This is a genomic window from Ramlibacter sp. PS3R-8 (assembly GCF_037572435.1).
In the GTDB taxonomy this organism is placed as follows: Bacteria; Pseudomonadota; Gammaproteobacteria; order Burkholderiales; family Burkholderiaceae_C; genus Ramlibacter.
Map to the genome: position 1 here is coordinate 1 of NZ_JBBHGT010000009.1, position 26,035 is coordinate 26,035.

Genomic DNA, 26,035 nt, shown 5'->3' on the forward strand with positions numbered 1-26,035 from the left:
GGTGGTGATCGCCGCCGTCAGGGTCGTCTTGCCGTGGTCCACGTGACCGATGGTGCCCACGTTGACGTGCGGCTTGGTCCGCTCGAATTTGCCTTTTGCCATTCAGAAATCTCCAGTAAAGAGCAATGCCCGTGTATGGGTTTTACGTCTGCACCCGGCTCCTGGGTCCTTCGCCACGGGCAGCGAAGGGGGTCGGGTCGCAGACGAACTTGAACCTACCGGACGCAGAAGGCGCAAAAGTTACGCAGAAGACGCAAAAGGGGACAGAGAACCTTTTATGGTTTTTTCTGCGTCTTCTGCGAAAACTCTGCGTCTTCTGCGTCCGGTTGTCCGGCTTCCTGTCTTCTTACTTCGCCCGCGCGGCGATGATCGTCTCGGCGACGTTCCTCGGCGCTTCGGTGTAGTGCTTGAATTCCATCGTGTACGTGGCGCGACCCTGCGACATCGAACGCAGCGTGGTGGAGTAGCCGAACATTTCGGACAGCGGCACTTCGGCCTTGATGGCCTTGCCGCCACCGACCATGTCTTCCATGCCCTGCACCATGCCGCGACGAGACGACAGGTCGCCCATCACGTTGCCGGCGTAGTCTTCCGGCGTCTCGACTTCCACGGCCATCATCGGCTCCAGGATCACCGGCTGGGCCTTGCGGCAGCCTTCCTTGAAGCCGAAGATCGCGGCCATCTTGAACGCCAGTTCGTTCGAGTCCACGTCGTGGTACGAACCGAAGTGCAGCGTGACCTTGACGTCGACCACCGGGTAGCCGGCCAGCACGCCCTGCGTGACGGCTTCGTGGATGCCCTTTTCGACCGCGGGAATGTACTCGCGCGGCACCACGCCGCCCTTGATGGCGTCGACGAACTGGATGCCCTTGCCCGGCTCGTTCGGCTCGATCTTGAGCACGACGTGGCCGTACTGGCCCTTGCCGCCCGACTGGCGCACGAACTTGCCTTCGGCGTCCTCGATCGTCTTGCGGATGGTCTCGCGGTAAGCCACCTGCGGCTTGCCCACGTTGGCTTCCACGCCGAACTCGCGCTTCATGCGGTCGACGATGATTTCCAGGTGCAGCTCGCCCATGCCGGCGATGATGGTCTGGCCCGATTCCTCGTCGGTGCGCACGCGGAACGACGGGTCTTCCTGCGCCAGGCGGTTCAGGGCGATGCCCATCTTTTCCTGGTCGACCTTGGTCTTGGGCTCGACGGCCTGCGCGATCACCGGCTCCGGGAACACCATGCGCTCGAGCATGACGATCGCGGCCGGGTCGCACAGCGTTTCACCGGTAGTCACGTCCTTCAGGCCCACGCACGCGGCGATGTCGCCGGCGCGGATCTCGTCGACTTCCAGGCGGTTGTTGGCGTGCATCTGCACGATACGGCCGATGCGCTCCTTCTTGCCGCGGATCGGGTTGTAGACGCTGTCGCCCTTGGCCAGCACGCCGGAGTAGACGCGCACGAAGGTCAACTGGCCCACGAACGGGTCGGTCATCAGCTTGAACGCCAGCGCGGAAAACTTCTCGCTGTCGTCGGCGCGGCGCGTGACGGGCTTCTCGTCGTCGTCCATGCCCTTGACCGGGGGAATGTCCACCGGCGAAGGCATCAGCTCGATCACGGCGTCCAGCATCCGCTGCACGCCCTTGTTCTTGAACGCGGTGCCGCACAGCATCGGCTGGATTTCGCTGGCGATGGTGCGCGCGCGCAGGCCGGCCGTGATCTCGTCCTCGGTGAGGTCGCCCTCCTCCAGGTACTTGTTCATCAGCTCTTCGTTCGCCTCGGCGGCGGCCTCGACCATCTTCTCGCGCCATTCCTTGGCTTGTTCGAGCAGTTCGGCCGGGATCTCGTCGTAGTTGAACTTCATGCCCTGCGACGCTTCGTCCCAGTAGATGGCCTTCATCTTGCGCAGGTCGACCACGCCGGTGAAGTTTTCCTCGGCGCCGATCGGGATCACGATGGGCACCGGGTTGGCCTTCAGGCGCAGCTTCATCTGGTCGTAGACCTTGAAGAAGTTGGCGCCGGTGCGGTCCATCTTGTTGACGAACGCCAGGCGCGGCACCTTGTACTTGTTGGCCTGGCGCCAGACGGTTTCCGACTGGGGCTGCACGCCGCCCACGGCGCAATACACCATGCAGGCGCCGTCCAGCACGCGCATGGAACGCTCCACCTCGATGGTGAAGTCCACGTGGCCGGGGGTGTCGATGATGTTGATGCGGTGCTCGGGGAAGGACAGGTCCATGCCCTTCCAGAAGCACGTGGTGGCGGCGGAGGTGATCGTGATGCCACGCTCCTGCTCCTGCTCCATCCAGTCCATGGTGGCGGCGCCGTCGTGCACTTCACCGATCTTGTGGTTGACGCCCGTATAGAACAGGATGCGCTCCGTCGTCGTCGTCTTGCCGGCGTCGATGTGCGCGGAGATACCGATGTTGCGATATCGCTCGATAGGCGTTTTGCGGGCCATGATGAGTCTTTCGTTCAATGGGCACGGGCCCGCTCGTGGCGGGCCCGTACCGTTATATGGGGACGGACTTTAGAAGCGGAAGTGGCTGAAGGCCTTGTTGGCCTCTGCCATGCGGTGCACTTCGTCGCGCTTCTTCATGGCGCCGCCACGGCCTTCCGTGGCTTCCATGAGTTCGTTGGCCAGGCGCAGCGCCATCGACTTCTCGCCGCGCTTCTTGGCGGCTTCCTTGATCCAGCGCATGGACAAGGCGAGGCGACGGACCGGGCGCACCTCGACCGGGACCTGGTAGTTGGCGCCGCCGACGCGGCGGGACTTGACTTCGACCATCGGCTTGACGTTGCTGATGGCCATGGTGAACGCCTCGACCGGGTCACGGCCGGGGTTCTTCTTCTCGATCTGCTCGAGGGCACCGTAGACGATGCGCTCGGCGATCGCCTTCTTGCCGCCTTGCATGATGACGTTCATGAACTTGGCGAGCTCGACGTTCCCGTACTTGGGATCGGGCAGGATTTCACGCTTGGGGACTTCGCGACGACGTGGCATTTCTAACCTCTCAATTTGCTTCAGCTGGCCCTCGAAGGACCCAGGGCGCCAACCGGCAGCCCGCTTACTCGACCCGGGATTGGGTCACTACGCTGATTCAGCCTGCCAGGGCTGAAAGAGCACCGACAAACTACGTGGCCGTCAGGCCTTCTTCGGGCGCTTTGCGCCGTACTTGGAACGGGACTGCTTGCGATCCTTCACGCCCTGCAGGTCGAGCGACCCGCGGACGATGTGGTAACGCACACCGGGCAGGTCCTTCACGCGGCCGCCGCGCACCAGGACCACCGAGTGTTCCTGGAGGTTGTGGCCTTCGCCGCCGATGTAGGAGATGACTTCGAACCCGTTGGTCAGGCGCACCTTGGCGACCTTGCGCAGCGCGGAGTTCGGCTTTTTCGGCGTCGTCGTGTAGACGCGCGTGCACACGCCCCGGCGCTGGGGGCTGTTCTGCATCGCGGGGGACTTCGATTTGACTTTCTCGACTTCCCGGCCCTGACGCACGAGCTGGTTGATGGTTGGCATGAAGAAAAACGTCCCTAAACGTCGATTGAAAACTGGTCACCGCGGATGCGGCAATGCAAATGCGGTGCCCGCCCCGAATGCGGGAAAGCCCGCGAGTATAGCGCGGATGGGGGAAGTGCTCAAGGCGCGCCCTCCGTCACCCCCGCGGAGCCGGGGGTGCGGGGCTATTTGATCCAGAGCCGGATCGCGTCCCACGCCCGGCCGAAGATGCCGGCCTGCTCCACCGCCTGCAGGGCCACCAGCGGCACCTCGCGCAGCAACTGGTCGCCGGCCAGGATCTTCAGCGTGCCCACCTGCTGGCCCTTGGCGAAAGGCGCCACCAGCGGATCCGGACGGGCCACCTGGGTCTTGATCTTCGAGCCGCTGCCGGCGGGCACGGCCAGCACGATCGGCTGCGTCTGGCCCAGCTTGACCGTCTTTTCGGTGCCCTTCCACACCTGCGGCTCGATCACCGGCACGTTCGCCTCGAACAGCTTGAGTCCCTCGTAGGCCGTATAGCCCCAGTTCAGCAGCTTCTGCGCTTCATTGGCGCGGGCGGCCTCGCTGTTGGCGCCCAGCACGATGGCCAGCAGGCGGCGGCCCTGGAGGTTGGGGAAGTCGCGCTTGGCGGTGGCGATCAGGCAATAGCCCGCAGCGTCGGTGTGGCCAGTTTTCAGTCCATCGACGGTGGGGTCTCGGAACAGCAGCGTGTTCCGGTTGGTGTCGTTGGCCGTCGGCGTGCCCTGGTAGCGGTACTTCTTGATCGAGTAATACGCCAGGTCGCCCGGGAAGTCCTGCATCAGCCGCGTCGCCAGGATGCTCAGGTCACGCGCCGTCGTGGTGTGGCCCGGCGCCGTCAAGCCCTCGGGGTTCTTGTAGGTGGTGTTCTTCATGCCCAGGGCCTTGGCCTGCTGGTTCATGAGCTCCACGAAATGCTCGACCGTGCCGCCGACGCCCTCGGCCAGTGCGACGGTGGCATCGTTGCCCGACTGGACGATCATCCCCTTGATGAGGTCGTCCACCGGCACCTGCATCTTGGGGTCGATGAACATGCGCGAGCCGGGCATCTTCCAGGCGCGCTCGCTGACCGGCAGCGCCTGCTTGACGTCGATCTTCTTGGCCTTGATCGCCTGGTAGACCAGGTAGCCGGTCATCAGCTTGGTCAGCGACGCCGGCTCCACGGGGGCATCGATGTCACGCGAAGCGAGGATCTGGTTGGCGCTGACGTCCAGCAGCAGATAGCTGCGCGCCGCGATCTCCGGCGGCTGCGGCACCTGCGCGGCCGCGACGAGGCAGAAAAAGACCAGCCATGGCGCCAGCAGCGCCTGAATCCAACGATTTCTCATCCCTGTGTACGAAGGTGGCGAACCACCAAGCCCTTCAAAAGCGGTAATTGTCCGTGAAAGAAATGCTCGACCCCCGGGGCCACCGTAACGGGAAGTGACTGCGGCCGCGCCCAATCCAGCACCGCCGGCAGCGGGACCGTTTCGTCCTGCTCGCCGTGGATCACCAACGCCTTGTCGTGGCTCTCCCGCGGCAACGCCGGCACGGCGAAGCGCGAAGCGGCGGTGCCGACGAGCACGATGGAGCGGATGTCCCGCGCGCTCCACAGCGCATCGATGGCCTGCGCCGCCACGAAGGCGCCGAAGGAGAAGCCCGCCAATGCCAATGCGCCTTGCGGCGCCACGGCCTGCACGACTTGCTGGAAGTCGGCGGCTTCGCCGCGGCCTTCGTCGTACGCGCCCTCGCTGGTGCCGACACCGCGGAAGTTGAATCGCACGGCGGTCCAGCCGCATTGCACGAAGGCGCGGGCGATCGTCTGCACCACCTTGTTGTCCATGGTGCCGCCGAACAGCGGATGCGGGTGCGCGATGACGGCCACGCCGCGCGGCGCGCCCTCCGGCTGGTCGCGCAGGGCCTGGATGCGGCCCGCGGCGCCCGCAAGCTCCAGTTGCTCCGTCTGCGCGTTCATGCGGGTGACGCGCTCATCGCCCCAAGTGCGGCGGCGTCAGCAGCCGCTCGACGACCTTGCCGTTCTTCAGGTGCGATTCGACGATCTCGTCGATGTCGTTGTTGTCCACGTAGGTGTACCAGACGCCCTCGGGATACACCACGGCGATGGGGCCGCCCTGGCAGCGATCCAGGCATCCGGCCTTGTTGATCCGCACCTTGCCCGGTCCCACCAGGCCCTGCGCCTTCACCTGCTGCTTGCACCGGTCGAACGCGGCCTGCGCGTTGTGGTCGGCGCAGCAGGCTTCGCCGTTCTCCCGCTTGTTCAGGCAGAAAAAGACGTGGTGTCGGTAGTACGGGGACGAATCGGAAGGGGGCGCGCTCATTCGGGGATTGTAGAAGCCGCATCCCGGCGCGAAACGCGCAGCAGCACATACACCAGCACGACGTACGGCCACAGCCATCCCAACCACTGCGCGAGGCCGTGAAAGCGGATGAACCGGCCTTGCTCCCACGCCTGCAGCGTGTCCGCGAAGTAGGCGCTGGCGGGCGCCTGGTTCAGCACGCTCAGGTGGAGGACCACGGCCACCATCAGCACGGCCGCGCAGCCGCGGCGCGGCACCGGCAACATCAGCAGCGCGAGCAGCAGCCCGAACACCAGACCCAGCTGCACCGGCAGGCTCATCCACGCCCAGGCATGGGTCGGGCCCCAGCTGAGCGCGGCCGACAAGGCAGTGACGCCGGTGCCCAGCGCGACCGCAAGCACGGCGAACACGGCGCGCCGGCCGACGGACCGCATGACGGTGTAGCCCAGCAGGCAGGGCACGAACGCGCCGAGCGCCACGCACAACAGTTCCGCCGCCGGCACCAGCGGCTGCAGCTCGATCTCCCGCAAGGGCATCCATTCGAGGAACGGTGTGTCTTCCAGCCATTCCGCCAGGGCCGTCTCGGAGCGCTCGAACACCTGTCCCAGCCCCAGCGGAACCGCCGCCGGGAACAGCAGCGCGAAGGGCCACAACGCCAGCAGCACCAGCGCGCCCCGCGCCTGCGGGATGAACCAGCGTTCGCGAAAGCGGCTCCAGTGGTCGACGGCGCCACCGAGCTCGAGCGCGGTGGCCGCGATGGCCCCGGCCAGCGTGCCGGCCACGTTGAGCCCGAAGTCCACGTTGGAAGCCACCCGCGATGGCAGGTAGTTCTGCACGCCTTCCATCAGCAGCGACAGCAAGGTGCCGACGAGCACGGCGACCGCGATGCCGACGACGTTCGGGTGCGTGGCGAAGTGGCGTACGTTGCCGCGCCGCATGAAACTCAGCGCCAGCAGGAAGCCGAGCGGAACGTAGCCGATGACGTTGGCGACCAGGTCGAAGGCCGTCCAGTACTTCGGCCAGCCGGCGTGGAGAAAGTCCCAGGGCGGGATCTGCTGGTCGCGCCAACCGGCGAAGGGATAGAGGCTGGCATAGACCACCAGCAGCGCATAGGCGCCGGCCAGGGGCCAGGCGGAGGTCTTGTGCTGCATGTCAGAACGGCTTCACGACGACCAGCACCACGGCGGCGACCAACAGCAGCACGGGCATCTCGTTGAACCAGCGGAACCAGCGGTGGCTGTGGCGGCTGGAATCCAGGCGCAGCTTGCGCAGCAACACCGCGCAGGCATGGTGATAGCCAATGGCTAGCAGCACGATGGCCAGCTTCGCATGCATCCAGCCAGAGCCACGGCCGATGCCGTAACCCAGCCACAACCACAGGCCAAGCACCAGGGCGGGGACAGCCAGCAAGGTGGTGAAGCGCAGCAGCTTGCCGGCCATCAGCAACAGGCGCTCCCGCTCGGCGCTGGAGCCGGGCGGCACCATGGCCAGGTTGACGTAGATGCGGGGCAGGTAGAACAGGCCGGCGAACCAGCTGGCCACGAAGACGATGTGAAAGGCCTTGACCCAGAGCATCTTGCCGAGTGTACGGAGCCCGGCCGCAACGGGGTGCGGCGCGCGCGCAGCAAAAAAAAGCCCCGGCTCCAGCGAGCCGGGGTGCGAAGCCTTTTTGCTGTCACATCAAGGCGCCCGCTCAGGGAGGAAAAGCGGGGAGCAGCAAGCTGCCCGTGCGTAATTTAACAGTCGCAAGCCCGGCTTTCAAGCATAAAGTCCTCATTTCACTGACGCGCTGCAAGCGCCATGCGCGCCCCATGGCGACGCGTACTCGCGCGCGTACGGTCGCGCATGGAGCACAATTTCGCCATGAGTTTCCACGCCCCCTACCCCCACGGCCGGCCGCGCCGGTTGCGGCGCGACGAGTTCACGCGCAACCTGGTGCGCGAGCATGCTCTCACTGCGCACGACCTGATCTATCCCGTCTTCGTTCTCGACGGCCGCAAGCAGCGCCAACCGGTGGCGTCGATGCCCGGCGTGGAGCGCCTGAGCCTGGACCTGTTGCTGCCGGTGGCGGAGCAATGCATGCAGCTCGGAGTGCCGGCCTTGGCGCTGTTCCCCGTCATCGACCCGTCGCTGAAAACGCCCGACGGCCGCGAAGCCTGGAATCCGGAAGGCCTGGTGCCGCGCATCGTGCAGGCGTTGAAGAAGGAATTTCCCGAACTCGGCGTGATGACGGACGTGGCGCTGGACCCTTTCACCAGCCATGGCCAGGACGGCCTGCTGGACGAAACGGGGTACATCCTGAATGACGAGACGATCGAGGTGCTGGTCAAGCAGTCCCTGACGCAGGCCCAGGCCGGCGTCGACATCGTCGCCCCCAGCGACATGATGGATGGCCGCATCGGCGCGATCCGCGCGGCGCTGGAGGCGAACCGCCACATCCACACGCGCATCATGGCGTACAGCGCCAAGTACGCCAGCGCCTTCTACGGCCCGTTCCGCGACGCGGTGGGTTCGGCCGCCAACCTGGGCAAGAGCAACAAGAAGGTCTACCAGATGGATCCGGGCAACACCGACGAGGCGTTGCGCGAAGTGGCGCTGGACCTGGCCGAGGGCGCCGACATGGTGATGGTCAAGCCGGGCATGCCTTACCTGGACATCGTGCGGCGCGTGAAGGACGAATTCCGCGTGCCCACCTTCGCCTACCAGGTGTCCGGCGAATACGCCATGCTGAAAGCGGCCGCGGCCAACGGCTGGCTGGACCATGACCTGGTCATGATGGAAAGCCTGCTGGCCTTCAAGCGCGCGGGCGCCGACGGCGTGCTGACGTACTTCGCCCTCGACGCAGCGCGCAAGCTGCGCACCTGAGGTCCACGTGCAGATCGTCGAGTTCGGCACCGGGACGCTGCGCTTCCTGGAGCAGTTGCCCACGCAGCCCCCGCAGTCGGGGTTCCTGTGGATCTACCTCGATCGCGAGGAGCTGGAGGGGCAGCTGCCGCAGCTGCAGCAAGCCGCGCAGGTAATCGGCGGCTCCACGCTGCTGGACCTGCACGTGAAGGACCTGGGCAACCGCGCCCATCCTTCGCACTACGACTACACATCCATCTACGACCTGGTCATCTTCCGCCGCCTGGCCACGGAGCAGGAAGTGCGCGTCGAGCTCGGCGAGGAGGTGGCGAAGGACGAGCGGCCGCTGGCCACCTTCGGCCGGGTGCGCACCCGTGCCATCGGTTTCGTGGTGTTCGACCGGCTGCTGATCACCGTGCATCCTTCCGGTTGCCAGTCGGCCCGCAGCTTCATCCAGCGCTACCTGGGCGACGTGGTGCAGAGCGAAGGCCTGTCGGCGACCGCGCGCTCACGCCTGCCGTCCGGCCCGGCGGACCTGATGCTGCGCATGGTCAACGTGATGGTCGACAGCTACCTGGAGCTGCGGCGCGCCATGAGCGCGGAGATGGATGACTGGCAGCAGGGGCTGCTGGGACCCGACGGCGGGGCGGCCGATTGGGCCGCGCTGATGACCGCCCGCAATGCGCTGCACACGCTGGAGGATCTGTGCGAGGAGCAGAACGACGCCATGCAGGAGTGGCTGGACACGCAGCGCGAGCAGCCTTCCGGCAGCATGACGCAGGCGGAGCGCGATGGCCTGATGGCGCGCGCCCGGGACGTCGTGGAGCACATCCAGCGCGTCGTGCATCACGTCCGCCGCCTGGAAAGCGGTGCGGAGAGCGCGGTGCAGATCCACTTCTCGGCCCAGGGCCACCGGACGAACGAGATCATGCGCACGCTGACGGCGCTGACCGCCATCTTCCTGCCCCTGAACCTGATCGCCGGCGTGTTCGGCATGAATTTCAATTACCTGCCGTTCACCAAGCAACCCGCGGGGGTCTTCTGGGTCGTCGGTGCCATGGCACTGGTCGCAGTGGTGCTGGTGCTGGTATTCAGGCGCAAACGCTACCTGGCGCGCACGCGGTGATGCGGGTCGGCACCGCCGGCTGGACGCTGCCGCGCGAGGTGCAGGACAGGTTCGGCCCCGGCGACTCCCACCTCGCGCGCTACGCAAGCGTCTTCCCCGCCGTCGAGATCAATTCGTCCTTTCACCGCCCGCACCAACGGTCGCTCTACGAGAAGTGGGCCGCCAGCGTGCCGGGAGGCTTCCGCTTCTGCGCCAAGCTGCCCAAGACGATCACGCACGAACGGCGGCTGGTGGATTGCGAGCCGCTGGTCGAGGAGTTCCTGTCGCAGGCAGGCGGCCTCGGCGACAAGCTGGGTTGCCTGCTGGTGCAACTGCCACCGAGCTTTGCGTTCGATGCGGCGCTCGCAGCCACCTTCCTGCACATGCTGCGCCGGCACTGGCCGGGGGCGGTGGCGATGGAGCCGCGGCACGCAACGTGGTTCGAAGCGGAGGCCGACGCACTGCTGCGCGCACAAGAAGTGGCCCGCGTGCTGGCGGACCCGGTGCGGCATGCGCCCGGCGCGGCGCCCGGCGGCTGGCCGGGACGCATCTACCTGCGGCTGCATGGCTCGCCGCGGGTCTACTACTCTTCCTATGAACCAGCGCTTGTGCAGGCGCTGGCGCGGCGCATCCTCGCCGCGGAACAGGCAGGCGCCGAGGTCTGGTGCATCTTCGACAACACCGCGTCCGGCGCTGCCGCCGGCGACGCGCTCTTCCTGCGAGGCCTGCTAGAACAAGGGCGCTGAAATCTGCTCCGCGACAAACACGCGCTGCAGCGCCGCCCGCTCGCTCATGCGCTGCAGGTACGGCCCGAGGTTGGGCAGCTCGCGTGCCTTGCCCTGCGGAAAGTTGCGGGTCCAGCGGCACAGGGTGAAGACATAGCAGTCCAGCGCGCTGTAGCGGGGACCTTCGACCCACGGGCCGCCATTGCGCGCCACCAGGTCATCGAGTTGCGCCAGCAAGCCAGTCGCCTTCTCGCGCGCGATCGCTTTCACTTCAGCGGCGGCCTCGGCGTTCCCCTCCCTGACCCAACGCTCCGGATAGAAGTAGGCACTGAGCGTCGGCTGCAGCGTGTTCGACAGCCACATCAACCATTTGTAGAAGTGGGCCCGTTGCGGCGTGCCCAGCGCCGGGGCCAGCCCGGCGTGCGGGTGGGTGTCGCACAAATGCAGCACGATCGCCGCCGATTCGTAAAGTACCAGGTCCCCGTCGGTAAGGACCGGTATCAGCCCATTGGGGTTGAGCCGCAGGTACGCCGGCTCCTTGTGCCGGTTCTGCGTGCGATCCACCAGCACCCGCTCGTAGGGAACACCAAGTTCCTCGAGCAGGATGTGCGGGATCATGGCCGCGGTGCCGGGGTAGTAATGAAGTTGCACGCCGTCGTCCTCCTGGGTCTGGTGCCCACACTACACTATCGCCACATCACAACAACACACAGGACCGCTGATGCGCAGAGGCCCGATCGCGTCGAGTCTTCCAGTTCTTCTCCTCGCCACAGCTTGCGGAGGCGCCGCCGCCCAGACATCCTCCGGACCATTCGATTCCATCTCGGTGTACACCGCGCAGGGGGTGGACCTGAACCTGCGCGAAGTGCCGGGCGCCATCTTCGGCCAGGGCTGGAACCGGGAATCGAGCTATTTCACCGGCTTGGGAGCGGGCAAGACGGTGGGCACGCTCGGCAGCATCGACGCCTTGCGCTCCACCTTCGTCGAAAACGTGCAGCACGGCTACGAGTTGGTGCTGCTGCAGCATCGCGGCAAGCAGACGGTCACGGAGCTGGGCGCGGCCTACATGCTGCGCTCGCCGAACCTGGAAATCGCACAGCTGCGCATCAACGTGGCCGGCGGTCTCGGGCTGTCGCATACGTTCGGCACGCCCAGCTACGAAGACGGACCGACGGACGACCCAGACAGGCGCTATCGCACCCAGTTGCTGGTGCTGCTGGAGGCGGAGTGGAGCCTGGCCCCGCTGCCGGACTGGTCGTTCGTGACGCGCATCCACCATCGCTCGGGGGCCTATGGCGTGATCGCGCCGCGCAACGTCGGCTCCAACTTCATCGTGGCCGGCGTGCGCTACCGGTTCTGAGCATTCACGGCTGCTTCAGCCCGAACAGGCCGGCACCGTTGTCCCACGCGACGCGACGCGCCACATCCGCCGGCAGGTCGCCCAGCCAGGTGCGATAGCCTCTCATCGTTTCCTCGTAGTACTGCCAGCGCTGGTTGACCCAGGTGTCCGAGCCCACCAGGAAGCGGCCCGGATATTTCAAGATCAGCGTGCGCCATTCGGGGCACAGCTTGCCGCCGTCGCAGGTGAGCCCCGGCCGGTACGACAGCTCGCCCATCAGCCTCGGATAACGCGCCATCATCTGGTCCACCCGCGCCACCGGCGCTCCGCCGATGCCGGTGTGCGCCCAGATCAGGCGCGCCTTCGCGCCTTTGGAGGGCGTGTGGCCCATCAGCAAGTCCACCGCGGTGTCGTCCACGTGGGCCAGGACGGCCAGGTCTTTCTCCTCGGCCAGCACCATCAGCTTGCGCGCGACCGGTCCGTTGGCATTGGCGGAGTCGTACAGGTGGAATTCGCCGATGCCGCGGTAAGGGCCGGCGGCCGTGCCGCGCGCCAGCTCGGCCTGCACCATCTCGTAGATGGTCTCGTCGCGAAACCAGCTGTCGTAGTCGGCGCGGTTGCGGTACAGGCGCACGAAAGGAACCACCGTCACGCCTGCCTGGCGCGTCTGCGGCGACTGCGCAAGGGACTTGGTGCCGTCATTCGGCCGTGAGTTGGAGACGATCGCGCGCACGCCGCTGCGCTGCATCCGGCCGAGCACGTCGGTGATGGGATGCGGGCCTTCGGCGCCGTTGAAGGCTTCTTCGTTGTAGTGCAGGTGGGCGTCGAAGAGCGGGCCGGCGTAGTCGGCGGCGAAAGCGGGAGTGGACAGCGCCAGGAGGACAGCCAGGAGGCCCTGGGCCCCCGCCTGCGCGGGGGTGACGAATCTCATCCGACGTGCTTGCGGAAGAAGGCGAGCGTGCGCTCGCGCGCCAGCTTGGTCGCCTCGGCGTTGAACGAGCCGCGCTGGTCGCAGTTGAAGCCGTGGTCGGCCGCGTACAGGTGGACCTCGACTTCCGGGTGCGCCTTCTTGAAGGCCTCCACGCTGTCCACGGAGATGTGCTTGTCCTTGTCGCCGAAGTGCGCGAGCACCGGCACCTTCGGCTTGCGCGCGATCTCGTCGGGCGTGGTGACGCCGCCTCCGTAGTAAGGAACCGCCGCGTTCAGGCCCTGCAGGTTGCACGCGGCGCGCCACGTGAGCAGCCCACCGTAGCAAAAGCCGACGATGCCGACCTTGCCCGCCTGACCCGCGTGCTTGATCGCTGCCTGGATGTCCTGCATCACGCCCGGCGACGGCAATGCCTCGGTGGCCGCTTTCAACGCCATGCCGGCGGTCATGTCGTCGGGCTGGTAGCCCAGCTCCACCTCCGGCTTCACGCGATGGAAGATCGCCGGCGCCACGGCGAGGTAACCCTCTGCTGCATAGAGATCGGCGACGGAACGGATGTGCGAATTGACGCCGAAGATCTCCTGGATGACGACGATGCCGCCGCGCGGCTTGCCCGACGGAGTGGCGACGTACGCGGGGATGGACTGGCCATCGGCGGCCTGGAGTTGTGTGAATTGGCCCATGGGAACGGCTTCCTGGTGTGTGATGCGAAGCGCCGAATTTCGCCGAGCCCGGCCGCCGCGTCAATCCGTCCCATTTGGTCTAATGGCGGCTCGCCGCCGGCAGCGCGGCAGTGGAGCAGCGCATGAAAGAAGTTCTTTTGGTCACCGGCGGCAGCCGAGGCATCGGGGCGGCCACCGCCGTGCTCGCGGCGCGCAAGGGTTACGCCGTCGCCGTCAACTACACCAGCAACGAAGCGGCGGCCGCGGAGGTGGTGCGCAGCATCGAGGCGGGCGGCGGCAAGGCCTTTGCCGTGCAAGCCGACGTGGCGCAGGAGGACCAGGTGCTGCGCATGTTCGAACAAGTGGATGCGAAGCTGGGACGGCTGACCGCCCTGGTGAACAACGCCGGCATCGTGGACCGGGCCCAGCGCGTCGACGAGATGAGCCTGGAGCGCCTGAAGCGCATGTTCGACGTCAACCTCCTCGGCAGCTTCCTGTGCGCGCGCGAAGCGGTGCGCCGCATGAGCACCAAACACGGCGGCCAGGGCGGCGCCATCGTCAACGTCTCCAGCGCCGCCGCCCGCCTGGGCGCGCCGGGCCAGTACGTGGACTACGCCGCCGTCAAGGGCGCCATCGACGTCCTCACCATCGGGCTGGCCAAGGAAGTCGCCAACGAAGGCATCCGTGTCAACGCGGTACGGCCCGGCCTGATCGAAACGGAGATTCACGCCTCCGGCGGCCTGCCCAACCGCGTGCGCGACCTGCAGCACCTGGTGCCGATGCAGCGCGGCGGCAGCGCCGAGGAAGTGGCACAGGCCATCGTCTGGCTGCTGTCACCCGAGGCAAGCTACACCACGATGTCGCTGGTGGACGTGTCCGGGGGGCGTTGATGCCCGAGACGATCTGTTGGGAAGACCTCGTGCCCGGGAGCGTGCGCGAGCTCGGCACCACCTCGGTCGACAAGGAGGAGATCAAGGAGTTCGCGCGCCGGTACGACCCGCAGCCTTTCCACGTGGATGAGGAGGCAGGCAGGCAATCGATCTTCGGCGCGCTGTGCGCCAGCGGATGGCAGACCGCGGCCCTGGCGATGCGGCTGACGGTGGACAACATGCTGCGGCATTCCACCAGCCAGGGCTCGCCCGGGCTGGAGAGCCTGCGTTGGCTGAAACCGGTGTACCCGAACGACCAGCTTTCGCTGCGCCACGTGATCCTGGAGTCGCGCCCGATGCGCAAGCGTCCGGAGGTCGGGCTGGTGCGGTCGCGCTGGGAGATGTCCAACCAGGACGGCCAAAAGGTGCTGGAGATGGAGGGTTGGGGCATGTTCGGCCGCCGCACGCCGGCGACGCCGGAAGAACTGGCGGCCTACGAGGCGCAGCGCGCGGGCGCCTGATGGACTGGAAGCCGCTGATCACCCTGCTGGCCATCGTCAACCCGCCGGCCATCATCCCCTTCTTCATCTACTACACGCAGGGCTTCTCGCGGGCGCAGCGGCGGCACACCGTGGTGGTGTCGTCGGTCACCGCATTCCTTGTGATCGCGGCGAGCGCGCTGCTCGGCATCCGCATCCTGGAGTTCTTCAGCATTTCGATCGCCAGCTTCCAGGTGGGCGGCGGCATGCTGCTCCTGACCAGCGCGTTGAACATGCTCAACGCCAAGCCCGCCGAGGCCAAGCCGAACACGAATGAGATGGAAGCCGGCGCCGACAAGCTGGCCATGGGCAACAGCATTGCAGTGGTGCCGCTGACGATTCCGCTGCTCACCGGGCCGGCAACGATGTCCACCGTGGTGATCTACGCCGAGCGCGCGCAGACGGCGCTGCAGCTTTCCACCCTGGTCGCCTACGGTGTGGTGGTCGCGCTGGTCACCGCACTGAGCTTCGCCCTGGCGAATCCCATTGCCCGGATCCTGGGGCAGACCGGCATCAACGTCCTGACGCGGCTGATGGGCTTGATCCTCGCGGCGCTGGCGGTGGAAGTGATGGCCGAAGGGCTGGGCAAACTGTTCCCGGTCCTCGGCCGCGCGGCAGGCGGCTAGGCATCCAGGAATCGACCGCTTGCGAAGTAGGCGGCCGACTACGGGCCGCCGCGCTTGCAACCGACAAAAATGCCCTTATCATTAGCACTCGCTGGAGTTGAGTGCTAGCAGCCGAGCTGCAATCGCCCTCCTCCACGTGAGTTAATGAGCGCTAACTTCCGTTGGCGCCCAGGTTGAACCCCAATTCTCTTGAAGGAGATGCACATGAAGCTTCGCCCCCTGCACGACCGCGTGATCGTCAAGCGCCTGGAACAGGAAACCAAGACTGCCTCCGGCATCGTCATCCCCGACAACGCCGCCGAAAAGCCGGACCAGGGCGAAATCCTGGCCGTCGGCCCGGGCCGCAAGACCGAAAAGGGTGAACTGATCGCCCTGAACGTCAAGGTCGGCGACCGTGTCCTCTTCGGCAAGTACTCCGGCCAGACCGTCAAGGTCGAGGGCGACGAGCTGCTGGTCATGAAGGAAGACGACCTGTTCGCCGTGGTCGAAGGCGTGCCCGCCGCCGGCCTGAAGAAGGTCGCGTAAGCGCCCACCCCCGAATTCATCTCACAGAGGTAACGAACAATGGCAGCTAAAGACGTAATTTTCGGCGGTGACGCCCGCGCCCGCATGGTCGAAGGCGTGAACATCCTGGCCAACGCGGTCAAGGTCACCCTGGGCCCCAAGGGCCGCAACGTGGTGCTCGAGCGCTCCTTCGGCGCCCCCACCGTGACCAAGGACGGCGTGTCCGTGGCCAAGGAAATCGAGCTGAAGGACAAGCTTCAGAACATGGGCGCGCAGATGGTCAAGGAAGTTGCTTCCAAGACCAGCGACATCGCCGGTGACGGCACCACCACCGCCACGGTGCTGGCGCAAGCCATCGTGCACGAAGGCATGAAGTACGTGGCCGCCGGCATGAACCCGATGGACCTGAAGCGCGGCATCGACAAGGCCGTGCTGGCCCTGACCGAGCAGCTGAAGAAGGCCTCCAAGGCCACCACCACGTCCAAGGAAATCGCGCAGGTCGGCTCCATCTCGGCCAACAGCGACGAGACCATCGGCAAGATCATCGCTGACGCGATGGACAAGGTCGGCAAGGAAGGCGTCATCACCGTCGAAGACGGCAAGTCGCTCGAAAGCGAACTGGAAGTCGTCGAAGGCATGCAGTTCGACCGCGGCTACCTGTCGCCCTACTTCATCAACAACCCCGAGAAGCAGTCCGCCCTGCTCGAGAGCCCGTTCGTGCTGCTGTACGACAAGAAGGTTTCGAGCATCCGTGACCTGCTGCCCGTGCTGGAGCAAGTCGCCAAGGCTTCCCGTCCGCTGCTGATCATCGCGGAAGAAGTCGAAGGCGAAGCGCTGGCCACGCTGGTGGTCAACACCATCCGCGGCATCCTGAAGGTCGTGGCCGTCAAGGCGCCGGGCTTCGGCGACCGCCGCAAAGCCATGCTGGAAGACATCGCTGTCCTGACCGGCGGCAAGGTGATTTCGGAAGAAGTCGGCCTGACGCTCGAGAAGGTGACGCTGGCCGACCTGGGCCAGGCCAAGCGCATCGAAGTGGGCAAGGAAAACACCATCATCATCGACGGCTCCGGCGCCGCCGCCGACATCGAAGCGCGCGTCAAGCAAGTGCGCGTCCAGATCGAGGAAGCGACCAGCGACTACGACCGTGAAAAGCTGCAAGAGCGCGTGGCCAAGCTGGCCGGCGGTGTTGCCGTGATCAAGGTCGGCGCTGCCACCGAAGTCGAGATGAAGGAAAAGAAGGCACGCGTGGAAGACGCGCTGCACGCCACCCGCGCCGCGGTGGAAGAAGGCATCGTGGCCGGCGGTGGCGTTGCGCTGCTGCGCGCCAAGCAGGCTGCCGGCACCATCAAGGGCGACAACGCTGACCAGGACGCCGGCATCAAGCTGGTGCTCAAGGCCATCGAGTCCCCGCTGCGCGAGATCGTCTACAACGCCGGCGGCGAAGCCTCCGTCGTGGTGAACGCGGTCCTGGCCGGCAAGGGCAACTACGGCTTCAACGCCGCCAACGACACCTATGGCGACATGATCGAAATGGGTATCCTGGACCCGACCAAGGTGACCCGCACCGCGCTGCAGAACGCCGCCTCCGTGGCGTCGCTGATGCTGACGACGGAAGCCATGGTCGCCGAAGCGCCGAAGGAAGAATCCGGCGCCGGCGGCATGGGTGGCGGCATGGGCGGCGGCATGGGTGGCATGGGCGGCATGGACATGTAATGTCCGGCGCCTGAAGCCCTCAAGCTTCAAGCAAAGAGAGAAAGCCCGCGGTGGAAGCCGCGGGCTTTTTTCATTTCTGCGCTGCCCTTCGTTTGGAGGAAAGCCTCGGGGCTTTCTCAAGGAGACCGCACCCAATGCACCTCGCCGCGAATGGGCCGCGAGTTCCCCACATCCGTGCATGTTTGCGAGAAGCGCAGGTCCACCGCCATCAGCGCCCCGAGAGAGTCATGGCTGATGTGGTCGACGACGAACCACCCGTCCAACTCGTTGCAGCCTCGTCCCTGCCCTGACCACGTCATTCCGCCGAGCGCAGGATTGTGGAAGGGATGGCGGTGCAGGCCGGGGTAGTAGCCGCGCCGCAGCCGCGGGATCGAATCCATGGCGGCGAAGGTCCCGGACCAGCCATTCGAATACACCTTCACCTTCGTTCCATCGGAAGACACGCTCACGCCGGTGGTGTACAGGTAGTCGAGCCCCTGGCCGATGTAGTCACCAGGCACGCTGTGAAGATAGAGATAGTTGCCAACGGCCGGCGTCGCGCCGGCAGCGGGCGCCCACAACCTTTCAGGCGCAGGTCGCGGCCCGGGCGGGGTGGTCGTGTCGTTGATGTCCCAGCGGATGCGCCCGTTCAGCGCGCCGGTCCACCCGAAAACGTCCAGGCAGTGTTGCTCGAATCGCATGTCCACCGTGGCCAGTTCCCCGGCGACGTAAGTGATCTCGTCCACGACGAACCAGCCCGACAGGTTGTTGCAGCCGCGGCCGTCCCCCGACCAACTCAGGCCTCCCGCCGTCGGGTTGTGCATGGGATAGCGCTGCAGCTTCGGGTACCACCCTGCCCGCATCCTGGGCAGCACGTTCATGGCCTGGAAGTCGGCCGACCACATCTCATCGCCGTTCACGAAAACGGTCAGACGCCCCTCGGTCTCCTTCACCGTCAGATGGGCGTTGCGGGGCGTGTAGGTATAGCGGCGACCGTCGCCGATGTAGTCGGTGGCCTCCGATTCCAGGTAGACGAAGCTTCCGCTTGCGGGCATCGCATCCGGTGCGGGCGACCACAGGCGCGCCGGCACATTGCGCACCGGACCGCGCGGTTGCGTCGGGTCGTTGGCGAACCAGCGGATGTTGCCGAACAGGGCGGGGGGCTGGGCGTCGCACTGCTGCACGAAGTCCATATCCACTGCGACAAGCTCGCCGCCCACGTATTCCGAGCTGTTGACACGGAAGGAGCCGAGCAGCGTGTTGCACCCACGGCCTTCACCGCTCCAGCTCATGCTGCCCACTTCGGGGTTGCCGGAAGGGTAGCGCCCCAGGTTCGAAAAAGTCCCGCCATTGAACCTGCGGCGAGACGTGGGCAGGGCGAAGTGGGCGTCCCAGCTTTCGTCACCGTGAATTCGCAGGTGAAGAACCCCTTCGGTCACATCGACCTGGATGACCGCGGAGGCCTGGGTGTACGCGTAACTGCGGCCCGCCCCGACGAATTCCCCGGGGTCGCTGCCCAGCAGAATCTGGGTCTGGGCGGCGGTGACGGCCTCCATCGCCGCCTTCGGTGCAGCGCGGAAAACGCGCTCGTCTTGCGTGATCGCAGCCGCGTCGATAGCGGAGTCATCGCTCCCGCCTCCACAGGACACCAGCAGGCTGGCGAGCGTGATGGCGAAGAAGGTCCTGAACTGCATGCCGCCTCCCGAGGACGGTGGTGAACCCCACCTTTTTGCAGCCACGCGAAGGCGCGTGACCGGAGGGAAAAGTCTACCGGTTGAGCTGCGGAGAGGAAATCAGGCCGCGGACTTTTCTCACGCAGTCACGGAGAGGCTGCCCTTCGCGCGCCGACTGGTCATTCGGCTGGCGTATTCGGCACGGCCACCCGCAGCGCCCGCGTCCGCAAGGACGTAAGGTTCAGACCTAAGCTGTCGCCGCTGACCGTGGATACCATCTGGGCACCCCATGTTGGTTGACCGCGGTCCATCGCCCGAATCGGCAAAAGAGCGGACCGCTAAACCAACCGCGATTTCTGCGGATGTATTGGCGAGGAGTGCAGATGACCACCACTTCCGATTTCGAAAGCCGGCTGGCCGCAGGGCTGGCCGCCAGCCGCGAAGGCCGCCCGGATGCCGCGCTCGCGTTGTTCACGCAGGCGAGTGAGGCAGACCCCTCATCGGGCGTGCCGCATTTCCTCATCGGTTCCGAGCAAGCGGCAGCAGGGGATTTCCCGGCCGCCGAGCTCGCCTTTGCGCGCGCCGTGCTGCTGGCGCCGGAATTTCCGCTCGCCCGCTACCAGCTCGGCCTGCTGCAGTTCACCTCGCAGCGTGCGCCGGTCGCCCTGCTCACGTGGGAGCCCCTCCTCTCATTGCCGGAGACCGATGCCCTGCCGCATTTCGTCCGCGGCTTCACGGCGCTGGCCGCCGATGCGTTCGACGACGCGCTTCGGCACTACCGCGCGGGGCTCGCGTGCAATCCGCCCAATCCCGCCCTCTGTTCGGACATCCTGCAATTGGTGGATGCCGTGGAAAAGCTCCAGCGAAGAGAGGGCGCCCCGCAGGAGGAGGAGGTGGCACAACACGTCCTGCTGTCAGCGTATGCGCGCGGGCTGCACTGAGGCACCGCAATGACCACCATCGACCCATCCAGCCAGGTTGCGCTCGCCTTGAAGTCGCGGATCGCGGCATTGAAGGAGCGGGGGCGAGCGAAGGACAGCTCACCGCAACAGGCAAGTCCGGCGCATCAGGGGGCCATCACCGGCACGCTCACGCAAAGAATGCAGGCCATCGCGCCGGACGACCCGCACCGTCGGCAGAAGGCCGTTCGGCTGTTCCTGCAGGCGGAGCTGGTGCGCGAGTTCGGCGATGGGCTGCTGAACGACCCGCAGTTCGGCACGATGCTGGATGCGGTCCAGGAGCAGATGGCGCAGGACAAGACGGCGGCCGCTGCCGTGAGTGCGCTGGGGGATCTGCTTCTTGCAGGGAAGTCGACAGCCTAGGGCTCCCAGTCCGCCATCTTTCCCGCCGGCGTCTTCGGCAGGCTTTCGCCCAATCTCCACGCCTTGGGCCGCTCCGCCGGCGCAAGCTCCCGCTCTGCCAATTCACGCAGTTCCCGCAGGATGTCGTGCGGGTCCCATCCCGGCTTGGCCACGACAAACGCTTTCAGGCGCCCGCCCTCTTCCGGCCGCATCAGCCGCACCGCCACGTCGTCCACCGCGGGGTGCGCTTTCAGCACCTCGCGCACGCGCACCGGAAAGACATTGATGCCGCCGACCTGCACGCCGTTGTCCAACCGGGGCCCGACGCGAAACAGCGACTCGCCCGACATTTCCAGCCTGTCCTGCACCCAGGCCGCCTGTTCGCCCCCGTCCGGCAACCGGCGCACCAGGCGGTGGTCCCCTTCCAGGCGCCAATGGGGAAACAGCGTGTACGGCTTGCGGTGCGTGTCGCGCGCGCCGACGCCGCCGGTTTCGGAAGCGCCGTACACATGCACCAGCCGCTCGATGCCCGCGTCCTCCACCTGTTGCGAAACGGCGTCCGGGCACGGCGCGCAAGACGTCACGCCCACCACGCCTGGCGGCAGCTCGGGGACGGTGCGGCCCACGGCGTGCCAGAAATCGGGGAAGCCGATGACCAGGTCCCCCGGCTGCGCACCGCGCGCCAGCCAGGCCGGCGTGCTGCTGCGCAAGTCGATCACCTTCTCCGCGCGCAGCCCCAGCCGCGCGGGCAGCAGCACGGAGAAGAGGAAGCCGTAGATGTGGTGCGCGGGCACCGCGCAAAGCACGCGCCTGCGGTCGGGGAACAGCGTGGCCAGGTGCCGCGTTTCCTGCTGCAAGGCGGCCAGCACGTGCACGCAGGGCTTGGGCGTGCCGCTGCTGCCGCTGGTGCGAAAGGTCAGGCATTCGCTGTAGCGGGCCAGGCCCGTGGCCGTGATGTCCACCCACTCGCCCAGCGTGCGACGGGCCAGCAGGTAGTCCTCGATGCCAGACTCGTGCAGGTGCACGCTCTCGGCCAACGCGGTGGCCAGCGTCATCAGCTCCAGCGAGTCGGAGTCCAGGTCCATGTCCAGCCGCAGGTAGTCCGCCCACATCGTGGCATGCGGTGCCGCGGCACGGCGGTGTCGCGCCATCTCGTCGGCCAGCAGGTCGACGACGAAGCGGCGCAGCACGCCGCGCGGCTGCCACCAGTCCATCGTCACAGGCGCTTGACGAAGATCCAGAAGCTGCCGTCGCTGATCGCCTTCTTCATGTGGATCTTCACCTTGGTGGGCGCCATCTTGTAGTCGAAGACGTACTCGAACATGGTGTTCAGGTTGTCCTCGCGCACGCCCTTGTCGAACACGCCCTTGAAGGTGGGCGAGTTGGTGCACGGCGCCACGTCGCGAAAGAAGTTCTTGCCGATCACGCCCTTCGCATCACGTCCCGTGATGGTGGCCTCGGCGGCGTTGTAGCGCAGGATGTTGCCCCGGGCATCCAGCTGCACCGCGCCAAAGGCCAGCTGGTCCACCTCGGTGGGAGACATCTTCGACATCACGTTCTCGATGTCGTCCTTGCCGAATCCGACGATGTTCAGGCTCATGCGCCGCTCCATTTGTACTAGGACAAAAAGAGTTTAGTGCGTCGGCCAGCGGCCGGCACGCCACCCATCGGCGCCGCCGTGCCGTCTGGCGAAGACGGGGGAGCCGGTCAGCGCGGAAGCGATTCCACTTCCCGAACCCACCGGTCCACCAGCCGCCGACGTTCCGCCGCCTTGCCGTACTTCTCGAAGTCGTACTTGATCAGGCGCACGTTGTCGATGGTGGGAATGCGCGGGTCCGGCTTGAATGTCTTGTTGGCCGGCACCTGCAGGCTGTTGGCGCGCGCGCCGATCTGCTGGCCTGCCGGGCTCATGAGCCAGTCGTAATAGCGCCTGGCCTCGGCCCGGTTCCGGCTGCCCTTGACCAGGGCGATGCCGCCCACCTCGTAGCTGGTGCCCTCGCACGGCGCCGCGGCCTGCACCGGGAACTTGTTGGTGACGCGCTCGTTGTCGAAGCCGAAGATGAAGCTCACGCCGATGCCCACTTCGCCCTTGGCGACGCTGCGCGCCTGCGCCGTGCCGCTGCGGGTGTATTGCGTGACGTTGGCGTTCAGTTTCTTCAGGTAGTCGAAAGCCTGCTCTTCGCCCATCATCTGCACCAGCCCGGCCAGGATGGTGTAGCCCGTGCCGCTGGAGCCAGGATGCGAGGTTTCAATCTCGCCCTTGTAGCGGGGATCCAGCAGGTCCTTCCAGCATCGGGGCGGCGGCAGTTTCTTCTTTTTCAGCACGTCTTCGTTCCAGCCGAAGCCGATGGCGCTGGTGTAGAAGCCGCCCACGTAGTTCTGGCTCATGGCGTATTGCCGCACCGCCCAGCCGTGCAGGTCCCCCAGGTAGTCGGGCCGATAGGCGTCCAGCAGCCCCACTTCCGCGGCCTGGTAGTACGGGTCGCCGGTGCCGCCCCACCACAAGTCTGTCTTCGGATTCGCGGCTTCGGCACGGATCTGGGCGAACGCTTCGCCCGTGGGCTTGCGGGTTTGCAGCACGCGAACGCCGGTGGCCTTGGTGAATTCCTGCGCGGCGAGCTCGCACCAGGATTGGTCGGTGCTGCAGATCGCGTTGACGACGCCCTGCGCTTGCGCGCTGAAGGCGGACAGGACCAGAAGCGGAACGGTGACGATGGATCGCGTGCGCATGGGGGACTCCTTCAGTCCACCGCATCCTAGCCTGCGCGCCCCGGCGGCAAGTCCTGGCTTCCGGAACAGCCGTAACGCATACTGGGTCGACATCCACTCCTCGCCGGAGGCCGCCCGTGTTCCCTGCCCCTCGCATGGCTTTCTCGCACATCGGCCTGTACGTCACGGACATCGACGCCATGGTGCGCTTCTACACGGAGGTCCTCGGCTTTTCCGTCACTGACCGGGCGCACATCCGGGGGGTCGACGTGGTCTTCATCTCCCGCAATCCGCAGGAGCACCACCAGATCGTGCTGGTCCCGGGCCGCGCGCCAGGCAGCGCATCGACGCTGAACCAGGTTTCGTTTCGTCTCCCATCCCTGGCCGAACTGCGCCGCGTGCACGCCGAGCTTGCAGCGCTGCAGGTGTCCGGGCTCAATCCCACCAACCACGGCGGCTCGTGGTCGGTGTACTTCATGGATCCGGAAGGCAACCGCATCGAACTGCTTGCACAGACGCCTTGGTACATGCCGCCCGTGTCGCTGCCGCTCGACCTGGCGCGCTCCGACCAGGAGATCCTGGCGGATACGCAAGCCATGGTCGCAGCCGCCCCCGGGTCCATGGATCGCACGGAATGGAGCGCGCAGTTGCAGGAACGCATGCGCGCCGAGGGCACGCTGGAGCACGGATCGCTTCCTTGCCGCTGACGCCTGCACGAAGCGCGACCGCCCGCCGCCCCGCCCGCGCCGGACTGGCGGCAGAATGCCGCATGCCCGACTCCTCCTTCCCGAACGCTACGCTTGCCGAGCGACTGCGCCAGCCCGGCCTGGTGGTGGCGCCGGGCGTGTTCGACATGGTGTCGCTGCGGCTGGCGGACAGCTTCGGCTTCGACGCGCTCTACATGACCGGCTTCGGCACGGTCGCCAGCCACCTGGGCCTGCCAGACGCCGGCATCGCCACGTACACGGACATGGTTCAGCGCGTTCGCGCCATGGCCTCCATGGCCCGCGCGCCGCTCATTGCCGACGGTGACACCGGCTACGGCGGACTGCTGAACGTGGCACACACCATCCGAGGTTACGATGCGGCGGGGGCCGCGGCGATCCAGTTGGAAGACCAGGAGTTCCCCAAGAAATGCGGGCACACACCGGGCCGGCGGGTGGTTCCCATGGCGGACATGGTGCGCAAGATCAAGGTGGCGTGCGAAGCCCGCACGCGCAGCGACTTCCTGATCATCGCCCGCACCGATGCGCGCACGTCCCTCGGCCTGGACGAGGCGCTGCGGCGCGCGGACGCCTATGCGGAGGCCGGCGCGGACGTGCTGTTCGTGGAGTCACCGGAGTCGGTGGCGGAGATGGAGAAGATCGGCCGCAGCACACACCTGCCCTTGGTAGCCAACATGGTGGAGGGCGGCCGCACGCCGGTGCTGTCGCAGCAGGAGCTCGAGGCCCTGGGCTACCGCATCGCCATCTTTCCCGTCACCGCCCTGCTCGCCGCCACCCACGCCATGCGCCAGGCCTACGCGCAGGTGCGCAAGCACGGCTCGTCCACCGGCGTGCCCGTGCCCTTGATGCCTTTCAGCGAGCTCACCACCCTGATGGGATTCGAGGAGGTATGGGACTTCGATCGCCGCCATGCCGAGACACCCTGAGCGCACCGCGCCAGTTTCAGATCAACGACAACAGGAGACCCGCATGACCATGTTCGCTTCTTCGCTTCGCGTGCGCCGGCGCCGCTGGCTCGCCACCGCAGCGCTGGCCGCTGCCGGCCTGGCGCTCGGCACACCGCCCGTGGCCGCCCAGGACGCCTGGCCCGTCAAGCCGATTCGCCTGGTGGTGCCGTTCACGCCGGGCGGCGTGACCGACACCAGTGCCCGGGTCGTCGCCGAGTTCCTGGGCCGCCGGCTCGGGCAGCAGGTGATCGTGGACAACAAGCCGGGCGCCTCCGGCAACATCGGCATGGCGCTGGTGAAGGACGCACCCGCGGACGGCTACACACTGGTGCTCGGCTTCGACGGCACGATGGTGATCAATCCCCACGTGTTCGCCAAGCTTCCGTTCGACTCGCTCAAGGACTTCACTCCCATCGGCAAGATCGGCAACGCGGCGCTGATCCTGGTGGCCAACCCCAACGCACCGGTGAAGTCGATGGCGGACCTCGTCGCCGTTTCCAAGGCCACGGCGGGCGGCCTGTCGTTCGGCACCTCGGGCACCGGCGGCACGCCGCACATTGCGGGCGAGCTGCTGAAGATGCGCACCGGCGCCAACCTCACGCACGTGCCGTACAAGGGCGGCGGCCAGGCGCTGACCGACGTCGTGGGCGGCAGCATCCCGCTGGTCTACACCGCAGTGGCGGGCGCCCATGGTTTCGTGAAGAACGGCAAGCTGACGGCGCTGGCGGTGTCCAGCGCGCGGCGTTCGTCCGCCCTGCCGGACGTGCCGACCTTCGCCGAGGCGGGCATCCCCGATTTCGTGGTGGACTCGTGGGTCGGCCTGCTCGCGCCCTCGGGCCTGCCGCCGGCCATCGCCACGCGCCTGACCACCGAGCTGAACGCGGTGCTCAATGACGCGGATGCGCGCGAGAAGCTGCGCGTGCTGGGCATCGAGGCCACGCCGGGCAGCGCGGCCCAGTTCCGCGATGAAATGGCACGCGACCTGGCGCGCTACGGGCCGGTGGTGAAGGCAGCCGGGATCAAGATCGAATAGGCAAGCCGC

Annotated in this window: 30 protein-coding genes; 14 read left to right on the forward strand and 16 right to left on the reverse strand. The window is 66.6% G+C overall.

All coding sequences use genetic code 11. From position 1 onward, the window contains the following. The 9 genes from WG902_RS22200 to WG902_RS22240 form a co-directional block, all read right to left on the reverse strand. Positions 1–102 (reverse strand): GTP-binding protein (locus WG902_RS22200; RefSeq protein WP_033456734.1); only part of this gene is annotated, 102 nt, incomplete at its 3' end. A gap of 244 nt (positions 103–346) precedes the next feature. Beyond that, on the reverse strand, positions 347–2,449 hold the full coding sequence (gene fusA, locus WG902_RS22205; protein WP_340062399.1) for an elongation factor G: 2,103 nt from the start codon (positions 2,447–2,449) through the stop codon (positions 347–349). A gap of 69 nt (positions 2,450–2,518) precedes the next feature. Next, a complete protein-coding gene (gene rpsG, locus WG902_RS22210) occupies positions 2,519–2,992 on the reverse strand; it encodes a 30S ribosomal protein S7 (RefSeq protein ID WP_193675731.1) in 474 nt (157 codons plus the stop codon). 141 nt (positions 2,993–3,133) lie between these two features. Next, entirely contained in the window at positions 3,134–3,511 is a 378-nt protein-coding gene (gene rpsL, locus WG902_RS22215) for a 30S ribosomal protein S12 (protein WP_193675732.1), read from the reverse strand. A 164-nt stretch (positions 3,512–3,675) separates the two neighbouring features. Further along, the gene (locus tag WG902_RS22220) at positions 3,676–4,836 is read right to left on the reverse strand and encodes a D-alanyl-D-alanine carboxypeptidase family protein (RefSeq protein ID WP_340062401.1); all 1,161 of its coding nucleotides are present in this window, start codon (positions 4,834–4,836) and stop codon (positions 3,676–3,678) included. Then, positions 4,833–5,462, reverse strand: coding sequence for an alpha/beta hydrolase (locus WG902_RS22225; RefSeq protein ID WP_340062402.1), 630 nt, complete (start codon positions 5,460–5,462; stop codon positions 4,833–4,835). Before WG902_RS22225 ends, WG902_RS22220 begins: the two co-directional genes overlap by 4 nt. Before the next feature lie 13 nt (positions 5,463–5,475). Next, positions 5,476–5,826 (reverse strand): (2Fe-2S) ferredoxin domain-containing protein, encoded by a 351-nt coding sequence (locus WG902_RS22230; protein WP_340062403.1) that lies wholly within the window; start codon positions 5,824–5,826, stop codon positions 5,476–5,478. Further along, positions 5,823–6,956, reverse strand: a complete 1,134-nt coding sequence (locus WG902_RS22235) for a VanZ family protein (protein ID WP_340062404.1) — start codon at positions 6,954–6,956, stop codon at positions 5,823–5,825. The genes WG902_RS22230 and WG902_RS22235 overlap by 4 nt, the downstream gene beginning before the upstream one ends. Before the next feature lies 1 nt (position 6,957). Then, entirely contained in the window at positions 6,958–7,380 is a 423-nt protein-coding gene (locus WG902_RS22240; protein ID WP_340062405.1) for a CopD family protein, read from the reverse strand. Between the two features lie 288 nt (positions 7,381–7,668). Here WG902_RS22240 and hemB point away from each other — a divergent pair, with 288 nt between their 5' ends. From hemB to WG902_RS22255, 3 genes are read left to right on the forward strand one after another with little or no spacing between them, the layout of a single operon-like run. Beyond that, positions 7,669–8,670 (forward strand): porphobilinogen synthase, encoded by a 1,002-nt coding sequence (hemB, locus tag WG902_RS22245; RefSeq protein WP_340062406.1) that lies wholly within the window; start codon positions 7,669–7,671, stop codon positions 8,668–8,670. Between the two features lie 7 nt (positions 8,671–8,677). After that, a complete protein-coding gene (locus WG902_RS22250) occupies positions 8,678–9,775 on the forward strand; it encodes a magnesium transporter CorA family protein (RefSeq protein WP_340062407.1) in 1,098 nt (365 codons plus the stop codon). After that, complete coding sequence (locus WG902_RS22255) at positions 9,775–10,500, forward strand: DUF72 domain-containing protein (RefSeq protein WP_340062408.1); 726 nt, start codon at positions 9,775–9,777, stop codon at positions 10,498–10,500. The genes WG902_RS22250 and WG902_RS22255 overlap by 1 nt, the downstream gene beginning before the upstream one ends. On the opposite strand, the gene WG902_RS22260 is transcribed toward WG902_RS22255, so the two are convergent. Further along, on the reverse strand, positions 10,483–11,130 hold the full coding sequence (locus WG902_RS22260) for a glutathione S-transferase family protein (protein ID WP_340062409.1): 648 nt from the start codon (positions 11,128–11,130) through the stop codon (positions 10,483–10,485). The two genes, WG902_RS22255 and WG902_RS22260, sit on opposite strands and share 18 nt — an antisense overlap. A gap of 175 nt (positions 11,131–11,305) precedes the next feature. On the opposite strand from WG902_RS22260, the gene WG902_RS22265 reads away from it, so the two are divergent. Then, on the forward strand, positions 11,306–11,839 hold the full coding sequence (locus WG902_RS22265) for a hypothetical protein (protein ID WP_340062410.1): 534 nt from the start codon (positions 11,306–11,308) through the stop codon (positions 11,837–11,839). A gap of 4 nt (positions 11,840–11,843) precedes the next feature. On the opposite strand, the gene WG902_RS22270 is transcribed toward WG902_RS22265, so the two are convergent. Beyond that, a complete protein-coding gene (locus WG902_RS22270; protein WP_340062411.1) occupies positions 11,844–12,749 on the reverse strand; it encodes an amidohydrolase in 906 nt (301 codons plus the stop codon). Beyond that, positions 12,746–13,429 carry a dienelactone hydrolase family protein gene (locus tag WG902_RS22275; RefSeq protein WP_340062412.1) on the reverse strand — a complete coding sequence of 228 codons (684 nt, stop codon included), beginning with the start codon at positions 13,427–13,429 and terminating at the stop codon, positions 12,746–12,748. Before WG902_RS22275 ends, WG902_RS22270 begins: the two co-directional genes overlap by 4 nt. Before the next feature lie 122 nt (positions 13,430–13,551). Between WG902_RS22275 and WG902_RS22280 the strand changes: the two genes are divergently transcribed. The 5 genes from WG902_RS22280 to groL all read left to right on the forward strand — a co-directional run bounded on the left by WG902_RS22280 (position 13,552) and on the right by groL (position 17,659). Then, positions 13,552–14,298 carry an SDR family oxidoreductase gene (locus WG902_RS22280; protein WP_340062413.1) on the forward strand — a complete coding sequence of 249 codons (747 nt, stop codon included), beginning with the start codon at positions 13,552–13,554 and terminating at the stop codon, positions 14,296–14,298. Further along, a complete protein-coding gene (locus WG902_RS22285; RefSeq protein WP_340062414.1) occupies positions 14,298–14,798 on the forward strand; it encodes a MaoC family dehydratase in 501 nt (166 codons plus the stop codon). Before WG902_RS22280 ends, WG902_RS22285 begins: the two co-directional genes overlap by 1 nt. Then, positions 14,798–15,442: a MarC family protein gene (locus WG902_RS22290; RefSeq protein WP_340062415.1), complete on the forward strand. Its 645-nt coding sequence runs from the start codon at positions 14,798–14,800 to the stop codon at positions 15,440–15,442. The genes WG902_RS22285 and WG902_RS22290 overlap by 1 nt, the downstream gene beginning before the upstream one ends. A 204-nt stretch (positions 15,443–15,646) precedes the next feature. Next, positions 15,647–15,967: a co-chaperone GroES gene (groES, locus tag WG902_RS22295; RefSeq protein WP_340062416.1), complete on the forward strand. Its 321-nt coding sequence runs from the start codon at positions 15,647–15,649 to the stop codon at positions 15,965–15,967. Between the two features lie 39 nt (positions 15,968–16,006). After that, positions 16,007–17,659 carry a chaperonin GroEL gene (gene groL, locus WG902_RS22300; RefSeq protein ID WP_340062417.1) on the forward strand — a complete coding sequence of 551 codons (1,653 nt, stop codon included), beginning with the start codon at positions 16,007–16,009 and terminating at the stop codon, positions 17,657–17,659. Positions 17,660–17,775: 116 nt separating this feature from the next. On the opposite strand, the gene WG902_RS22305 is transcribed toward groL, so the two are convergent. Further along, the gene (locus WG902_RS22305; RefSeq protein WP_340062418.1) at positions 17,776–19,332 is read right to left on the reverse strand and encodes a hypothetical protein; all 1,557 of its coding nucleotides are present in this window, start codon (positions 19,330–19,332) and stop codon (positions 17,776–17,778) included. A 362-nt stretch (positions 19,333–19,694) separates the two neighbouring features. On the opposite strand from WG902_RS22305, the gene WG902_RS22310 reads away from it, so the two are divergent. Both WG902_RS22310 and WG902_RS22315 read left to right on the forward strand, forming a co-directional pair. Next, positions 19,695–20,252, forward strand: coding sequence for a tetratricopeptide repeat protein (locus WG902_RS22310; protein ID WP_340062419.1), 558 nt, complete (start codon positions 19,695–19,697; stop codon positions 20,250–20,252). Positions 20,253–20,261: 9 nt separating this feature from the next. After that, entirely contained in the window at positions 20,262–20,633 is a 372-nt protein-coding gene (locus WG902_RS22315) for a hypothetical protein (RefSeq protein ID WP_340062420.1), read from the forward strand. Here the strand turns inward: WG902_RS22315 and WG902_RS22320 are convergent. The 3 genes from WG902_RS22320 to WG902_RS22330 all read right to left on the reverse strand — a co-directional run bounded on the left by WG902_RS22320 (position 20,630) and on the right by WG902_RS22330 (position 23,342). Continuing rightward, complete coding sequence (locus tag WG902_RS22320) at positions 20,630–21,826, reverse strand: AMP-binding enzyme (protein ID WP_340062421.1); 1,197 nt, start codon at positions 21,824–21,826, stop codon at positions 20,630–20,632. The genes WG902_RS22315 and WG902_RS22320 overlap by 4 nt on opposite strands. Before the next feature lie 2 nt (positions 21,827–21,828). Then, a complete protein-coding gene (gene pyp / locus WG902_RS22325; protein WP_340062422.1) occupies positions 21,829–22,212 on the reverse strand; it encodes a photoactive yellow protein in 384 nt (127 codons plus the stop codon). 107 nt (positions 22,213–22,319) lie between these two features. After that, positions 22,320–23,342, reverse strand: coding sequence for an ABC transporter substrate-binding protein (locus tag WG902_RS22330; RefSeq protein ID WP_340062423.1), 1,023 nt, complete (start codon positions 23,340–23,342; stop codon positions 22,320–22,322). 134 nt (positions 23,343–23,476) lie between these two features. On the opposite strand from WG902_RS22330, the gene WG902_RS22335 reads away from it, so the two are divergent. From WG902_RS22335 to WG902_RS22345, 3 genes are all read left to right on the forward strand, one after another. Beyond that, the gene (locus WG902_RS22335; protein WP_340062424.1) at positions 23,477–24,028 is read left to right on the forward strand and encodes a VOC family protein; all 552 of its coding nucleotides are present in this window, start codon (positions 23,477–23,479) and stop codon (positions 24,026–24,028) included. Positions 24,029–24,090: 62 nt separating this feature from the next. After that, complete coding sequence (locus WG902_RS22340) at positions 24,091–24,972, forward strand: isocitrate lyase/PEP mutase family protein (RefSeq protein ID WP_340062426.1); 882 nt, start codon at positions 24,091–24,093, stop codon at positions 24,970–24,972. A 49-nt stretch (positions 24,973–25,021) separates the two neighbouring features. Beyond that, positions 25,022–26,026, forward strand: a complete 1,005-nt coding sequence (locus WG902_RS22345) for a Bug family tripartite tricarboxylate transporter substrate binding protein (protein ID WP_445263724.1) — start codon at positions 25,022–25,024, stop codon at positions 26,024–26,026. The last annotated feature ends 9 nt before the right edge of the window (positions 26,027–26,035 follow it).

What these genes read in the sequence shown, in the direction of transcription:
- fusA (WP_340062399.1), bottom strand. Translation starts at nt 2,449, where the DNA reads ATGGCCCGCAAAACGCCTATCGAGCGATATCGCAACATCGGTATCTCC.
- rpsG (WP_193675731.1), bottom strand. Translation starts at nt 2,992, where the DNA reads ATGCCACGTCGTCGCGAAGTCCCCAAGCGTGAAATCCTGCCCGATCCC.
- rpsL (WP_193675732.1), bottom strand. Translation starts at nt 3,511, where the DNA reads ATGCCAACCATCAACCAGCTCGTGCGTCAGGGCCGGGAAGTCGAGAAA.
- WG902_RS22220 (WP_340062401.1), bottom strand. Translation starts at nt 4,836, where the DNA reads ATGAGAAATCGTTGGATTCAGGCGCTGCTGGCGCCATGGCTGGTCTTT.
- WG902_RS22225 (WP_340062402.1), bottom strand. Translation starts at nt 5,462, where the DNA reads ATGAACGCGCAGACGGAGCAACTGGAGCTTGCGGGCGCCGCGGGCCGC.
- WG902_RS22230 (WP_340062403.1), bottom strand. Translation starts at nt 5,826, where the DNA reads ATGAGCGCGCCCCCTTCCGATTCGTCCCCGTACTACCGACACCACGTC.
- WG902_RS22235 (WP_340062404.1), bottom strand. Translation starts at nt 6,956, where the DNA reads ATGCAGCACAAGACCTCCGCCTGGCCCCTGGCCGGCGCCTATGCGCTG.
- WG902_RS22240 (WP_340062405.1), bottom strand. Translation starts at nt 7,380, where the DNA reads ATGCTCTGGGTCAAGGCCTTTCACATCGTCTTCGTGGCCAGCTGGTTC.
- hemB (WP_340062406.1), top strand. Translation starts at nt 7,669, where the DNA reads ATGAGTTTCCACGCCCCCTACCCCCACGGCCGGCCGCGCCGGTTGCGG.
- WG902_RS22255 (WP_340062408.1), top strand. Translation starts at nt 9,775, where the DNA reads ATGCGGGTCGGCACCGCCGGCTGGACGCTGCCGCGCGAGGTGCAGGAC.
- WG902_RS22270 (WP_340062411.1), bottom strand. Translation starts at nt 12,749, where the DNA reads ATGAGATTCGTCACCCCCGCGCAGGCGGGGGCCCAGGGCCTCCTGGCT.
- WG902_RS22275 (WP_340062412.1), bottom strand. Translation starts at nt 13,429, where the DNA reads ATGGGCCAATTCACACAACTCCAGGCCGCCGATGGCCAGTCCATCCCC.
- WG902_RS22280 (WP_340062413.1), top strand. Translation starts at nt 13,552, where the DNA reads ATGAAAGAAGTTCTTTTGGTCACCGGCGGCAGCCGAGGCATCGGGGCG.
- WG902_RS22285 (WP_340062414.1), top strand. Translation starts at nt 14,298, where the DNA reads ATGCCCGAGACGATCTGTTGGGAAGACCTCGTGCCCGGGAGCGTGCGC.
- WG902_RS22290 (WP_340062415.1), top strand. Translation starts at nt 14,798, where the DNA reads ATGGACTGGAAGCCGCTGATCACCCTGCTGGCCATCGTCAACCCGCCG.
- groES (WP_340062416.1), top strand. Translation starts at nt 15,647, where the DNA reads ATGAAGCTTCGCCCCCTGCACGACCGCGTGATCGTCAAGCGCCTGGAA.
- groL (WP_340062417.1), top strand. Translation starts at nt 16,007, where the DNA reads ATGGCAGCTAAAGACGTAATTTTCGGCGGTGACGCCCGCGCCCGCATG.
- WG902_RS22305 (WP_340062418.1), bottom strand. Translation starts at nt 19,332, where the DNA reads ATGCAGTTCAGGACCTTCTTCGCCATCACGCTCGCCAGCCTGCTGGTG.
- WG902_RS22310 (WP_340062419.1), top strand. Translation starts at nt 19,695, where the DNA reads ATGACCACCACTTCCGATTTCGAAAGCCGGCTGGCCGCAGGGCTGGCC.
- WG902_RS22315 (WP_340062420.1), top strand. Translation starts at nt 20,262, where the DNA reads ATGACCACCATCGACCCATCCAGCCAGGTTGCGCTCGCCTTGAAGTCG.
- WG902_RS22320 (WP_340062421.1), bottom strand. Translation starts at nt 21,826, where the DNA reads ATGGACTGGTGGCAGCCGCGCGGCGTGCTGCGCCGCTTCGTCGTCGAC.
- pyp (WP_340062422.1), bottom strand. Translation starts at nt 22,212, where the DNA reads ATGAGCCTGAACATCGTCGGATTCGGCAAGGACGACATCGAGAACGTG.
- WG902_RS22330 (WP_340062423.1), bottom strand. Translation starts at nt 23,342, where the DNA reads ATGCGCACGCGATCCATCGTCACCGTTCCGCTTCTGGTCCTGTCCGCC.
- WG902_RS22335 (WP_340062424.1), top strand. Translation starts at nt 23,477, where the DNA reads ATGGCTTTCTCGCACATCGGCCTGTACGTCACGGACATCGACGCCATG.
- WG902_RS22340 (WP_340062426.1), top strand. Translation starts at nt 24,091, where the DNA reads ATGCCCGACTCCTCCTTCCCGAACGCTACGCTTGCCGAGCGACTGCGC.
- WG902_RS22345 (WP_445263724.1), top strand. Translation starts at nt 25,022, where the DNA reads ATGTTCGCTTCTTCGCTTCGCGTGCGCCGGCGCCGCTGGCTCGCCACC.